The following is a 15,067-nucleotide window of genomic DNA, read 5'->3' on the forward strand; positions in this document are numbered from 1 at the left end:
TATGAGGTATTACTTAAAATTCAAACGTAAATTCAAATCAGTATGCAATTTTATCTGAAGCGCGAAAAAAGAGGGTGTTAGCATCATATATTATCATGTTAGGGTTATTCAATTTTATGAATCAGAGAAGGAATTTTTACATCCTTAAGCTGAAATCAATATTGTCTCTAAAATAATAATAAAATTTCAATTTAGTGATAAAAAAGCAGGTAATAAGAAATTTTAGAATATATACATTTTTTTCATAATTCAATTTAAAGCAATATAATTGTGAAATATCTATAAAAACAGTCTTATCTTTATGAATAATTAAATGTTTGTATTACAATTATATTTATGAGTTCAAAGTGTTAAAGTTCTTATGATCCCTGTTTTAAGCCATATATAATTAAAATACAATCCCTGCTTTTCATCTTTTTCTCAATTTCTCAATAAATATTGACTTATACTGCTAAATTACTTTGCTGGCTATTTTCTGTTTAAGGAATTTTTAGTAGTTTACTAAGCAATATATACCAATAGTATTTTATACATGAAGACCCTGAATAAATTTTATTTCTCCAAAGCCATTTTTATATCATTAATTGTTGTTTGCATAATTTGCCAGGGCCAAGCCCAGGAGTTGAAAAATGCCAGTGATTTTGAGCACAAGGAACCCCTGGCTGGCTTATCTGATATTAGTACTTCCCATGAAATATATATATTATGGGGCCAGGATAATTTGTTCAAAAATGAAATTGTGGATTATTTACCTACTGCTCAACAAGATATTTCACTTTTGGAAAATACAATTTCTGATGTCTATGCCCCTTCAGTTATTCGACAAGGGGATAATATTAATGAAACAACGAGAGTAGCTGTTACAGCTGCAGATCTGGAAGGTGACGGACGGGATGATATTGTCAAAGTAACCACAACAGAATCTGGGGAACTTATACTTAGCGTTACCAGTGTTTTGCCACAATTGAATGTCAGTGGTAATTCGGTAAATCTTCAAATACCGACAAATGTAGCATTGGAAACAAGACTCAATATTCACATCCTTGGGGGAAATTTCGATAATGATATTGAAGAAGAAGTGGCATTGATATGGCCCGAATCTGGCGAAAATTCAACGAATAAAATTCAGGTAAGAATATATAATTGGGAAAACGGAAGTTTAAAGGAAACAGCCAATTTTAGTTATCAAAATTCGGTTATTGAATATAGTGTTGAATTGACAGACCTGGATCTTAATGGCCTTCACGAATTGGCTTTGGCTACAGTAGAAATGGAGGATCAATCCCCTGTAATTGTTGTAAATATATTGGGAATGGAAGTTGGTGAATTATTACTGGTTTCAAAAAAGATAATTCAGGAATTTGATAATCAGACCCCTTTTTCAAAGGATGTTTCACTAGCGATCAATACTGGCGATTATGACGGAGATGTCGCCAATGAGCTGGCGTTGGTATATCGCCAGAAAAGAGATAATGTTGATGTTGAAATTATTCAATTAAGATTAATTCAATCCCTGGATATTGAAGGTAATTCGACAGAAAGCGTTTTTGAAACTTTACGGATAGTGAATAATCAATTAACATTATTTGAATATTCCGGTGAAAATATTCCTGAATACCAGAACATATATGCTGCTTCAGGAGACGTCAATGGTGATGGAGATGCAGATTTGACTGTCTACAGTCCTTCAAGAGATTTATTACTTTTTACGGCATTAGATAGTCTGGAGGTCTCCCAAGTCAATGATTTTACAGATTTTTTGAAAGGCAATACATTAAAGCCTGTTTTTTGTTTTACCAGGGGCGGCCTTCAATCATTGGGCATCCAAATGGCCGATCTCGATCGGGATGGAATTGAAGAATTAGTTTTTGCGGGTTTGAAGGGATGTACCGATGATTTATTTTCTAACAATATGACTAATTCTAAAGTGTCAATTGAAGTTTATGACCTGAGAACAGGGGCTCCAGAATTAACCGGAATCACCAATATTGAAAACAGTAATACTTCATTCTTCGGCCGCGCTGCAGCAAGCTTTGTTTTAGGTGATTTTGATGCGGATAACCTCCGTCTGGGAAAGGGACAATATTCGCGTCGATCTGAAATTAGTCAACCTCTTATAATATTAAATGCACCCCCGATACACTTTGATCAACTTCAAAATGAACTATACGATATCAATGAATGCTATCAAAATTCGGATTGTTCTTTTGCTTCTAATTATCTGACTTCTTCATCTGTAAGTATGCAAACATCTACCACGGTCTCCTCTGCCTGGGGTGTAAGTGCCAATGTAAGGGCAAGTGCAGGTGTAGATGTTGAGTTGGTTAAATCAGAAATATCCGCAAGTGTCTCTGCCCGGTATGGTGAGGGCTTTTCTAAGTATCGCAGTAGTGGGAAAAGACTGGATATCTCTACTCAAGTATCAGCTATAGAAGACGACCAAATATATGCTATGGTCACAGACTATGATATATGGGAATATCCGGTGTATAAAAATGATAGTTTAGTTACGCATTTGGTGAGTATAGTACCAACAGTTACTGAGCGGAGATGGTTTCCAAGTAAATCCTACAATGCCTATGATTATTTGCCTGATCACGAAGTAGGTAATATTCTATCCTACCGGACACAAAAACCCGATTACTCCAGAGTAGATCAAATTATCAATAGTGATAATTTCACCCTAAGTGAAAATTCACAAAGCAAATGGGTTGTTAATCAACAATCTTTTAGAGAATCGGGAAGTTCCAGGGTACGAGAATTTGGAATTGGTGCTTCTTTAGACATACAAACTGATGTTAATTTCAAGATTTTTGGAGGAAGCCTGGGTGCCACTATTTCTGGGGAATATGAGACTTCAGATTTGACTACTCAAAGAACCAGTATCTCTGATGAACTTGAATTAGAGATTGAACTCGGAGGAGTTGATGAATCCCTTGGGGAAGTGAAATATGCAGTAAACCCTTATTGTTATTGGGCGAAAAATGGTGCCTTGGTTGTAGACTATACCGCGGAACCTGAAGTACCTGCACCCGGTGCTCCGGATACATGGTGGTCTTTTCATTACGGTCAAAAAGCCGACCCTGCTCTTATTCTACCCTGGAAATACGATCCGGAAAAAGGACTTTCCTTACAAGATGAAATCGTTAAACGTTTTCAATCAAAATCCATTGGGTTTTCAAATAGCAAACCTCTCCCCGGTGATACGATAACTATCTACACCGAAGTACATAATTGGAGCCTATTGCCTACTACCGGTCCTGTAGAAGTCGGTTTTTATCTCTGTGATCCTGGTCAGGAAACTAATCGAATGACAGGTATCCATGGAGAAACTACAGTTTCTACGATTCAAAAGCTTGATCCCAGGGGTAATGATATTGTGTCTTTTGAATGGAAGGTGCCCGATAACCTATCTACTTTCCCCCGGATTTATGCACGGATCGATCCCAATAATAAAGAGGGTGAAATCCATGAAAATAATAATTATGGTTTTGCAATACTCGATTTACCTACTGCCAATGGTAATTGTCCACCCCCATCCATTTTAACCAATAATTCGGGATCTGGGTTTAGTAATCCAAAACAAGTTTTACTCTATCCAAACCCGGTAAACTCTTTGCTTTCCGTGTCCTTTGATTCAATACTTGCGGGTACATTTAATGTGGATATTTATAACCAAATGGGCCAGATTGCTTTAGAACAGTCTGGTCGGTTGGATACAACCGGACACCCAAGCCTTCCTGTGAATGTTTCATCACTTCCCAGTGGGATGTACTTTTTTCGGTTACAATCTAATGGCAATGTTTATTCAGGTAAATTTGTGAAGGAATAAATAGTTCCTGCAAATACGATTTATATTTCAAATTTTATTTGAGTTCAATCCAATTAAGGGGAATGAATATCACCTTGTACATTGTACAATGAATCTAATTCATACCATCGAGTTTTCATCTTGTCCAGGCGATTCATATGCTCCTCTTTCCAGGATGGGTTTCCAAAATTATAAAACTTATCGGCCAGGTTATTTAATTCGGTTCTGTCCTCTTCCATATTATACAGTTGCCACCTTGCATCTATATCTGTAGATATCACTGCTTTCCATTTCCCTTGTCGCAAGGCTTTGTTCCCCTGATGGCTAAAATAAATCTCTCGATTTCTTTCTTCATCTTTTTCAAATAAAGGGACAAGGCTCTTACCTGGCAACATCGGGGCTTTAATGTCATTTCTCTCCTGAAGTGGAGGAATACCTGCAAGGTCCAAAAAAGTCGGCAGGAAATCTATAATATGTCCAGTCGATGATCGAATCCCCCCTGGATCATCTATTTTATTTTCCCAGTATATAATGAGTGGAGTAGTAATACCCCCTTCGTGTGTCCAATATTTATGGCGACGGAAAGGTGTATTACTTGCGGTAGAAAATCCAGGTCCCAGACAGAGATATGTCTCATTTGAACCAGGTGGCGCATTTTTATTATGGCCATTTCCTCGGACAATTTGTTCCGCACTGGCTCCATTATCAGATAAAAATAAAATTATGGTATTTTCCAATTTTCCATCTGTATCGAGCTGGGCTAAAAGACGCCCTATTTCTTGATCTATTCGATCGATCATGGCTGCATGAATAGCCATTTTTGTAGCTTGTAAATATTGCTGCTGTCCAGTCAATTGTTCCCATGGTTTCGCTAAACGAATTTCCCCTGGGATGGTATCTTGAAGCCATTTCAAGGGCCAGCTCCACGGGGCCGTTACAAGGTATTCAAAAGGGCTATTGTCTCCTACATTCAATCCCAGTTCTTTTTGTTTTTGATATCTAATCGATTTCAATTCATCCCATCCATCCAAATACCGCTGGCGATATTTGTCAATATCCTCTTGTGGTGCTTGCAAAGGAAAATGAGGGGTAATATAGGCCAGGTAGAGAAAGAATGGGACTTCAGCGTATTTACTTTCGTGTTCACTAAGAAAATCTATGGCGTAATCTGTAATGGCAGTTGTAGAGTAATAATTTTTGCTAGAATCCAACGGTAATTCTTCATCGTCCAAATAATGATTTATTCCAGCAAAATGATTATTATAGGTTTCAGTATGATAAGATCGATCAAATCCCGCATCATCTATTAATTTCGGTACATTCCCAACGTGCCATTTCCCACTGTGATAACTTTTGTATCCCGCTTGCTCCAAATGATGGGGTAGGAGATAGCCCCATTTCGGGAAATCAGAACGATTGTCTCCCATATTGATCTGCTCAGGATAATATCCGGAAATAAGAGAGGCTCGCGTTGGAAAACAACGTCCACAATTGTAAAACTGGGTAAACCGAAGTCCATTGTATGCCAACCGATCCAGATTAGGTGTTTTGATTTCACTACCGTAACAACCCAGATCTGAAAATCCCAAATCATCCGCCATAATGACAATAATATTGGGTTTGGTGGTGTCACTTAATATTTTAGTTGTTTTTCCAAGTATTACATTCGAATACATTACTAATATGGAAAATAAAATAGTTTTTAAATCATAGAATCTCATATCCTATTTTTTTAATACCCACTCAAATAAATTACTGAATATTTGGTCAGTAAGGTAATTATTAATTAATCTTCTTTTCTGGGAGGTAATTTAGCATGTATGTTTTCTCGCCAATTATCCATTACCCTCAACAGTTCTTGAGTCTTGACATTATTTATGTCAATAAGATTGTTTTGTTCTCCTATATCATCTACCAGGTTATAAAGTTCCAGTTCTTCCGTCTCAAAGAATTGCAATAATTTCCAATCCCCGTATCGAATCGCACCAACCGGTGTAGTTCTCCAACTTCCTTCCTCACGAGTTTGTAAATAACCAGGGAAATGCCAAAATAATCCTTCGCGATTTAATTTAGCCTCACTATCCCTAAGGATTGGTAGAATGCTTTCACCATCCAATATGTGAGAAGTTGGAATCGTACCATCAGCTACTTCCAAAAAGGTAGGGTAAAAATCTATGCTAATTACCGGTTCATCGGACTCTGTGCCCGCCTGGATCACAGATGGCCATCTTATTATTAAGGGGACTCTAATCCCACCTTCATACAATTGTCCTTTACCGCCACGCAATGGTGCATTGTGAGTAATTTCTACGGTCCCGCCAAACCCGTCATCTAATGGGTCCAATCTCGGCAAACCTTTCATCCCCTGATCAATATATCCCCCTAAACCACCATTGTCGCTATAAAAAACAAATATTGTATTTTTGGCCAGATCCCACTCCTCCAACTTTTTCATTATTTTTCCGACACTGTTGTCCAGTGATTCCACCATGGCAGCATATGTGGCATGATAATGTCCCATGACCGGGCGTTTATTTAAATATTTTTGTACTAAACTATCCGGTGCCTGAAAAGGTGAATGAACGATATAGTGTGCTAAATACAGAAAAAAAGGTTGATCTTTATGCTCTTGTATAAAGTCTACGGCTAGATTATTCAATTCATGGGCTACAAAATCATTTTTAAAATTTAATTTATTGTTTTGATTTAATATGTTTTCCCCGGAACCAATTTCTACGACACTGGAAGAATGGAAGCCTTGTTCTTCCGGCCCAGCCTTTCCCAAATGCCATTTCCCAAAATGACCAGAGACATATCCGGCATCCTTCAAAGCTTCTGCCATCGTATAAGTTGATGAGGAAATGCCATTACCATTAGGAAGAGGCACCAACTTCCGGTTTTCTTCTTTCCCCCGTGCCCCGGTACTTACAGTATATACAGGTTGCCTTGGATAATATTGTCCAGACATAAAAGCAGCCCTGGTAGGTGCGCAATTGGGCCCGTTGGTATATGCCGATGTAAACTTTATCCCCTGGGAAGCTAATTTGTCGATATTAGGGGTTTCGTAATAGTCAGCATTTCCTATACCGTTAAAGCAATTAATATCGCTGTACCCCAAATCATCAGCCATAATGAAGACAATATTGGGTTTTGATACGGTTTTATTTTCCGATTGATTGGAAGTATTTTGAGAAAACCCTGAAAAGGCCCATAAATGTATGAATATAAAGGGTATATGAATTTTTAACGATTTTACCATCCCGGGTTTTGTGTTAGATTTGGATTCAATGTTATTTCTCTTTGCGGAATAGGATATAAAAATTTATGCTCTTCAATGACATAGGCCGGAGAGGCAAAGTGCGGTTGACGCCCTCTGTATATTTCACCGTGTCGTTCCATAGTTTCCAATGCTTTTCCGGTTCGCAAAAGATTAAACCATCGATGATTTTCAAAAGCTAACTCCAATTGCATTTCACGGTAGACTGCTTCTCTAAACTGTTCTTGTGACAGCCCGGAAACCAGGGGTTCAATCCCTGCCCGCATCCGCACTGCATTAATGGCATCATAAGATTCAGTAGTCGGCCCTTCTATTTCATTTATACATTCAGCTGACATCAATAGTATATGGGCATATCGATATACAGGACAGTTGTCATTTGTCCTTCCCTGTACGGCATGGGTATGATCATATTTTTTGATATAGAGAATGGTATCACCCATTGCTATTCCCTGTCCTACATTACTGGGATCTACAAAATGGCCAATAGAGACATCTTTTCTCAAATCATCATCCGAATAGGCATTGTAGATCTCAATTGAAGGGATATTCAATCCCTGTGTTGAAGCATTGTGGCCTGTAATTTGAGAACCAGAATTCCACGGAGCAAAATTATAAATGAATGTACTTCCAAGCCCGGGATTACTTTCAATACTGGAATAATTTACGTCAAAAATAATTTCAGCATTATTTTTACTACCTGGATCAAATACTTCTTCGTAATTCGGTAATAGTTCATAATTCAATTGATGCAGTTCATCCAATTCCTGTTTTGCAGCCGCAAATTCGCCTTGTGTCATCAGAATATCAGCTTTTAATGCCCGCGCAGCGCCTTGGGTAGCCCTTCCGATATTTCCTCCTGTATAACCGGAAGGCAAATTCGAAATAGCTGCGTCAATATCCATATCTATTTGATTGTATACTTCTTCAACAGAATGTCTTTTTTCAATCGCAGCAAAAGCTTCAGCCGGGGATTCTACCTGATTTAGGACCAAAGGAACTTCCCCAAATAACCTTACCAGGTGAAAATAAAAAAATGCACGCAAAAATTGACTTTCACCCTTTAACTGATTTTTATACTCTTCATTGGAAAATTCTACATTATCTATATGATTCAAAACGGTATTAGCCCGTTGAATCCCTACATAAGTATCATTCCAGTACGGGGCAATATTCTGATTACTGGCGTCCATTGTAAATTCCTCCATCAACCATATGGGATGGGGGCCCCTGTTCGCCGGCCAAAATTGTACGGTTGTATTATCTGACCGTTGCTCAGCAAATTTCCAGTGGTTGTCATACACATTTTGCAGACTGGCATAAATGGATACAACCCCCTGGTCAACCTGCTGTTGATTTTGGAAAAATTCAGAAGATCCAATTACATTGGCAGGATCTTTTGTGAGAAAATTTTCACAACTAAAGCCTAATGAAGTACAAATGATAGTGATCCCTATTTTTAAATATTTATTTATTCTTCTATTACTATTCATTGCTTTATAGTTTTAAAGATTTACATTAATTCCCAGGGAATAAACCTTTGATATAGGATAATTTAGATTTCGTGTTCCGCCTGGTCTTAAAGGATTTTGAACCTCATAGGCTTCTTCCGGATTTTGAAAATTTGTATTTGAAATCCACGGGTTCAAGATATTTAGATAAATTCTCAATCTATTACCTGATTCCAAAAACCTGGCACTATTCTCATCCATAGAATAACCTATACTGATATTCCTAATCCATATATGGGAACTGTTTTCCACCCATTTACTATGATTATATCTGTGAATTACCCTGGAAATTGCGCGAGGAACCAGGCCATCACCGGGGTTTTCGGGAGACCTCCATCTATTCAAGGCATCGGTATGTACATTAAATACGCCATCCAAATTGTGAAAGTCCTGGTAGCCATTTTGGATTTTCTGACCTCCCTGAGACCCTGTAAATGCAATATTTAAGTCCCAACTCTTTAAGTTAATTGAATTGTTGAGACCCCATGTGAAGTCAGGGTAGGGATCCCCAATCCTTGTGAAATCTGTAATAGGATCGATTTGGCCGTCCCCATTTACATCTTCATATCGATAAGAGCCAGGTATAGCACTTGGATGCAGAGGCGCATTATCTATTTCCTCCTGGGTATCAAAAATTCCTAACACATTGTAACCATAAAACTGACCAATCGGATATCCTTCTTCTGTAATATGCTGCGCTGTTGCAACAGGAGCAAATATTGGACTGGCCAATCGAGTGACTTTATTGGAATTATGGCTTACATTCAATCCCAGGTCCCAGGTGAAGTCCCCTTTTTGTATTACTGTTGTATTGTAAGAAAACTCAACTCCGTGATTTGTCACTTCTCCCCGGTTGACCTGTGCACTTTGAAACCCCGAAGTATAAGGAGTCTCTATACTCAATAACATATTATTTGTTATTTTCCTATAATATTCCAATGTAAAAGTGTGCCTGTCATTGATACTTGCATCCAATCCTATATTGACCTGGTCTACTTCCTCCCAACCCAGGTTCGGATTCCCCAGGTTGTTAATAGACCGACCAGCTACTTCCACATCATTTAAGACGTAGCTTGAAGTACCTACCCTTCCTAAATGCGTATAATTTCCTATGCTAAAGTTCCCGGTTCTTCCGTACCCAGCTCGTAGCATTAAATTGGTAAGCGTTGAATTTCCTTCGAGAAAGCCTTCATTGGATATTCTCCAACCCAATGAAATCGAGGGGAAAGATCCCCAACGGTTATCTGCCCCAAATTTAGAGGATCCGTCCATACGCATGGCAGCCGTTAGTAAATATTTATCCCGGTAATCATAGATTAATCTGGCAAAACCAGATACTAAGCTCCATTCGGAAATATTAGTACTCCCCGTGATAGTGGGTGCTGCATTGAATGTTCGAATTTCATCATCCGGGAATTCCCTTGCATTAAATGATTCTGATTCGAATGTTTCATTTTGCAGGGAAAAGCCCAGAAGAGCATTAATATTGTGGTCTTCACCTATTTGGGTGTTATAATTGAGTGTGTTTTCATTGACCCAGTTAAGCGCAGTAGAAGTATTTAATGAGGCTATAGCAATATCCGGGGGATAAACATTAAAGGCCTGACCAACGGTAGTTGGTTCGTATTGCTCTCGCTTTAAAGTTCTCCAGTCAATATTAAAGGAAGATTTAAAATTCAAATTTTCAATTATCTCAAAATTTAAAAATGTATTGAATAATGCCCTTCCCGTTTTTAGAGTGTGGTCAACTTCTTGCAATTTCAATACTGGATTTACATATGCTAATAAACCTGGTCCGCTGACCATCGAAGTCAGCGATCCGTCTTCATTTCTCAACGGGGCGATTGGATTGACTAAGTATGCACTTGCCTGGGGACCGGCCCGGCCTTCATCCCCGTCGGTAGCAGCCAGTTTTTGATTTTCCAGTGAAGGTGCTAAGTTGAATCCCATGCTTAAGCGGTCAGTCAAATTTGCGTTAACATTTATTCGCAGATTGTATCGATTGTAATTGGTCTCTAATAAGGTTCCATCCTGATCCAGAAATCCAAACGAGACCATAGTTCGAATTTTCTCATTTCCACCGCTGATATTTAAATTATGATTTTGCATTAATGCTGTTCGATAAATTTCCTCAACCCAATTGGTACCTTCCCCGTATTGTTCCGGATTCCTGTACATCTCAGGTATATCATCCACTGTAGGTTCCCTGTTTTGATTATATCGAATATTGTCAGAAATCCGATCATTCATGAATTGTGCAAATTCTGTGGCATTTAAAACCGGAATCATCCCTCTTCTCCGTATATTCTGGAGACCTATGGAACTATTAAAATCAACATTTAACCCCATTGATCCTTTTTTCGTAGTAATTAGAATTACTCCGTTGGCTCCTCTGGATCCATAAATTGCCGTTGCAGATGCATCTTTTAAGATTTCAATAGATACTATCTGGCTAGGGGCAATACTATTTAATGGATTTGAACGCTGATCAGGGGAATTTGAGATGGGAAAACCATCGATTACATATAAGGGATCACTACCTGCGCCAATGGAACTTACTCCACGAATCCTGATGGACGGTCCTCCACCCGGTGTGCCACTTACTGTATTTACCTGAACTCCGGCCACTTTCCCGTTAATTGCCTGGTCTACTCCTACAATCGGTTTGCTCTCCAAGTCTTCCATAGGAACTGAAGCTACTGATCCCGTTACACTTCTTCGCCTTTGGGTTCCATACCCGACTACTACCACCTCATCGAGTGTTTGACTATCTTCTTCCAGCGTAATCTCCAGAGTTGTATTTCCATCAACTGGAACCTCCTGGGTTTTGTATCCAATATATGATACTACCAAAATGGCGTCATTATCCACATTTTCTAACGTAAAATTCCCATCAAAGTCTGTAGCAGTTCCCAGGTCTGAGCCTTTGACCAAAACATTTACGCCAATTAATGGATTACCTTCCACATCGATGATTCTACCCGATACATCCAGAATCTGTCCTGCGAAAAAGTTATAAATTGTCCTATTCGTCGGGAGATATTCAATTCTATTGACAGAAGGGCGCGAATCCAATTGCAAACGTTTATTGGTTATGGATTTAATGGTATTTGATTTGTTGGGCTTTTTTAGGCCACTATCTTTTAAAAAGATTACGTAGAAGCCCTCACCGACTTTATTATAGGTAAACTGACTATTTTTGAATATCATATCCAAAGAAAATTCCAGATCTTCTTCCTGTAACCATCGAAAGGGTACCGCTTTCATTGTTTTCAAATCTGAGAGGTAACTAAAGTTCACTTCAAATTTCTCTTGAAGGTATTTTAGCGCCTCATCTATTGCTACCGTATATCGTGTGGATGTAGTAGACATATCAATTTGATATTGATCCTCCCGGTGATTAAGATCCGGAAAGTTTGAAACAAGCGATTGTCCATGTAAATTTATCGAAGACAAAATCAGCAATACTAATATTATCTTTAATGTATATTCCATTTTTCCCATAATTGTATTTTGGTAAATTATTATCGAATCTCTTTAACCATCCTGGATGTTAACTTTTATCCGGATTCCACCATTTATTGAGCTCTTTTTTTAATTTTTTTACGAGCTTCTCATTCTGTTCTGCCACGTTCCTTTCTTCATAAGGATCTTCCATCACATTATAAAGTTCAATTTCTTCAATAACCGGAATAAAATTTCCACCACCACCAGAAGACATTTCCCCGGCAGATTCCGAATCAACCGGAACGATCAATTTCCAGGGAGATTTTAACATTATTCTGTGTTCAAGACTTAAACCAGGTTTATCTAAATCTACCATATCATGATGTGAATCCTGACTGAATATAGCTTCCCTTTTAGTTAATTTGTTTTCGTCCAACACATTAATTCCCTGCATATCTTTCGTTGGTTTGATTGCCACAGCCTTTAGCGCTGTTGGGACCATATCAATACTACTGACAAAATGAGAAGTGTCGAGACGAGGTTTTATTTTTCCAGGCCACTTATACATGATTGGTGTGCGAATCCCTTTATCATATGGTGATTGTTTTGATGGCCACATATAGCCGTTTCCATCTGGATTCTGGATCCATCCGTTATCACAAACATACACGACCAGTGTATTCTGTTCCATGCCTCGATCCTTTATCCCTCCGAGTAATTGTCCCACTGTAATATCAAACCACTCACACATGGCCCAATACTTGGCAATGGATTCAGTGGGGGCCTTATCAATGTATTTTTGCAAAAGCGAGTCAGGTGGATTATGTGGAGTGTGGGGCAGGAAAGGAGCGTACCAAATGAAAAAGGGAGTATTTTTACTTCCGGCATCATCTATAAAATTAAAAACCGGATCCAATCCCTCTCTGCCTATTTTCAAGCCTTCATCACCGTGTCTTCCACCGTGTGCGGGATCGCCATATGTCATACCATCAGTAAAACCGGCATCTTCCCAACTACCTTCCCACCATTTACCAGACTGAAATGATACATACCCTTTTTGCTTTAACAATTCCGGAAGCGTTGGATTACTATTAAAATTGTCAATAAATGGTTGGTTATGAGGTAACCTCTGCTCCAACCAATCTTCCCTGTATTTGGGGCCATCACCCTGATAGGCAAATTTTGGATCATTCCCTGTAATTCCGTGTTGGTGGGGATACAGGCCAGTTATTATTGATGCTAATGAAGGGCTACAAACTGGAGCAGTGGTATATCCCCTCGTAAATGTCAAAGATTCCCTGGCTAGTTGATCAATGTTAGATGTTTGAATATGAGGATGTCCCATAAAGCTATAATCAGTCCATGCCTGGTCATCGGACAAAATAAATATAATATTGGGTGTTTCTGCATTTGTATTCTGTCCGGACAAATGGACACTGAAAAGAATGCAGGTAATGTACAAAATGTGAATTAGGTTTTTCATGATTTACTCTTTAATAACCGGGATTTTGTTCCATATTTGGATTTACAATAAGTTCGTTTTGTGGTATTGGAAAAAGAAGCATAAAGGGCTCCACTTCATACGCCCTGGGATCTAATGGTAGCACTGAAGTAAGGGTAGTGGTAGGATTAGAGATTTCTATGGCCCCGTGCTCTTTGATGACGCCTGTAGCGATGTTGAACCTTACTAAATCAAACCATCTTTTGTTTTCGAAAGCCAACTCTATACGTCTTTCCTGTATTAAAGCCTGTCTAAAACTCGATTGATCAGGAATTTCAGAAGGCGTTTTTGGATCCAGTCCCGCTCGTATACGTATCCTATTTAATAATTCAAACGGTTCTCCGGAGCTAAACCCCTGTTCATTAACCGCCTCTGCCAATAGAAGAAGAATTTCCGAATATCTAAATAATGGCCAGTTATGATTTGTTCTGGCGAAATTTTCATCTGTAGCTTCAGGCCATTTTCTAATATATGGGATATTCTCTGTATCTGAGCGATCAAAAAAGCCAATGGAAGCTTCCAGTCTTTTGTCCCCTTCTTCATATGCTGAGACCAATTCACGGGTAGGTAGGTTTTTACCCCATACCCCATCACCCACCAATGTCGGTATAACCTCAGGAAACGAACCAACCGGGGAAAACTGGTAGATAAAATTACTGGATTCCCCTTCACCTCCTTCTTTGAATCCAACTTCAAAAATTAATTCCGAATTAAATTTATTGTCGGGGCTAAAAATCTGTGAATAGTCCTCTAACAACTCATACATTCCGGAATTAACAATATTTCTCAATGTATTTTCAGCATTGGAATATTCGCTATTCCACATTAAAACACTTGCCAGTAAGGACCTGGCGGCATTTTTCGTTGCCCTACCTCTATTTCCACTGTCGTAGGTATCGGGTAATTGGTTTACTGCTGTTTCAAGATCAGATTTAATGACACCTAAGATTTCATTTTTTGGAGATCTGACAATTTCGAAAGCTTGAAGTCCATTGGTGATAGGTTCGAGAATTAAGGGTACATCTCCCCAGAGTCGAATGGCATTGAAGTAATAAAAAGCTCTTAAAAATTTCAACTCACCTTCCATTCTGGAACCTAAATTTTGATCTAATATTCCATTTGAAACCGCTTCATCTATTACAGATAATGGCACATTCGTTTCTTTGATACCCCTGAATAATAAATCCCAGGCATTATTTACCTGCGGAATATCAGTATTAGGGATAAACCAGTCCACTCTCGCCAAATGTTGGGAAACCCCTAAATTTAATTGATTGTCATAGGTCGTATTGTCGCTTCTTGATTCAAGAAGTACGTGAGCTTGAAGAACCCATTCTTGTAGTCGCGCATAAGCACTATTTACTGATAGTAAGAACTGATCTTCTGATTGGAAGAAATTCTCTTTTGTTTCAAATGTTTTGGGTTCTGGTTCCAAAAAATCTTCACAACCTAAAGTAATAAATAAACAACTCGCTACACCTATTGCAAAAACTAATTGATATATATTCTTTTTCATAATA

At 38.5% G+C, this 15,067-nt stretch carries 7 protein-coding genes; 1 reads left to right on the forward strand and 6 read right to left on the reverse strand.

What is annotated here, in order from left to right:
• The first annotated feature begins 532 nt into the window (after positions 1–532).
• A complete protein-coding gene (locus LVD47_RS08050) occupies positions 533–3,832 on the forward strand; it encodes a T9SS type A sorting domain-containing protein (protein ID WP_236975136.1) in 3,300 nt (1,099 codons plus the stop codon).
• Positions 3,833–3,885: 53 nt separating this feature from the next.
• Here the strand turns inward: LVD47_RS08050 and LVD47_RS08055 are convergent, their stop codons facing one another.
• The 6 genes from LVD47_RS08055 to LVD47_RS08080 form a co-directional block, all read right to left on the reverse strand.
• A complete protein-coding gene (locus tag LVD47_RS08055; protein ID WP_236975138.1) occupies positions 3,886–5,532 on the reverse strand; it encodes an arylsulfatase in 1,647 nt (548 codons plus the stop codon).
• A gap of 65 nt (positions 5,533–5,597) precedes the next feature.
• A complete protein-coding gene (locus LVD47_RS08060) occupies positions 5,598–7,070 on the reverse strand; it encodes a sulfatase (RefSeq protein ID WP_236975139.1) in 1,473 nt (490 codons plus the stop codon).
• A complete protein-coding gene (locus LVD47_RS08065) occupies positions 7,064–8,581 on the reverse strand; it encodes a RagB/SusD family nutrient uptake outer membrane protein (protein ID WP_236975140.1) in 1,518 nt (505 codons plus the stop codon). The genes LVD47_RS08060 and LVD47_RS08065 overlap by 7 nt, the downstream gene beginning before the upstream one ends.
• A gap of 12 nt (positions 8,582–8,593) precedes the next feature.
• Complete coding sequence (locus tag LVD47_RS08070; protein ID WP_236975141.1) at positions 8,594–12,103, reverse strand: SusC/RagA family TonB-linked outer membrane protein; 3,510 nt, start codon at positions 12,101–12,103, stop codon at positions 8,594–8,596.
• A gap of 49 nt (positions 12,104–12,152) precedes the next feature.
• A complete protein-coding gene (locus LVD47_RS08075) occupies positions 12,153–13,529 on the reverse strand; it encodes a sulfatase-like hydrolase/transferase (RefSeq protein WP_236975142.1) in 1,377 nt (458 codons plus the stop codon).
• Between the two features lie 10 nt (positions 13,530–13,539).
• Positions 13,540–15,063 (reverse strand): RagB/SusD family nutrient uptake outer membrane protein, encoded by a 1,524-nt coding sequence (locus LVD47_RS08080; protein ID WP_236975143.1) that lies wholly within the window; start codon positions 15,061–15,063, stop codon positions 13,540–13,542.
• Positions 15,064–15,067: the final 4 nt, after the last annotated feature.

This window comes from Membranihabitans maritimus (assembly GCF_021729145.1).
GTDB classification, from domain to species: Bacteria; Bacteroidota; Bacteroidia; order Chitinophagales; family Saprospiraceae; genus Membranihabitans; species Membranihabitans maritimus.

Bases quoted from the DNA above. Each gene is read 5' to 3' on its own strand.
- LVD47_RS08075 (WP_236975142.1), bottom strand. From the start codon at position 13,529: ATGAAAAACCTAATTCACATTTTGTACATTACCTGCATTCTTTTCAGT.
- LVD47_RS08070 (WP_236975141.1), bottom strand. From the start codon at position 12,103: ATGGGAAAAATGGAATATACATTAAAGATAATATTAGTATTGCTGATT.
- LVD47_RS08080 (WP_236975143.1), bottom strand. From the start codon at position 15,063: ATGAAAAAGAATATATATCAATTAGTTTTTGCAATAGGTGTAGCGAGT.
- LVD47_RS08065 (WP_236975140.1), bottom strand. From the start codon at position 8,581: ATGAATAGTAATAGAAGAATAAATAAATATTTAAAAATAGGGATCACT.
- LVD47_RS08055 (WP_236975138.1), bottom strand. From the start codon at position 5,532: ATGAGATTCTATGATTTAAAAACTATTTTATTTTCCATATTAGTAATG.
- LVD47_RS08060 (WP_236975139.1), bottom strand. From the start codon at position 7,070: ATGGTAAAATCGTTAAAAATTCATATACCCTTTATATTCATACATTTA.
- LVD47_RS08050 (WP_236975136.1), top strand. From the start codon at position 533: ATGAAGACCCTGAATAAATTTTATTTCTCCAAAGCCATTTTTATATCA.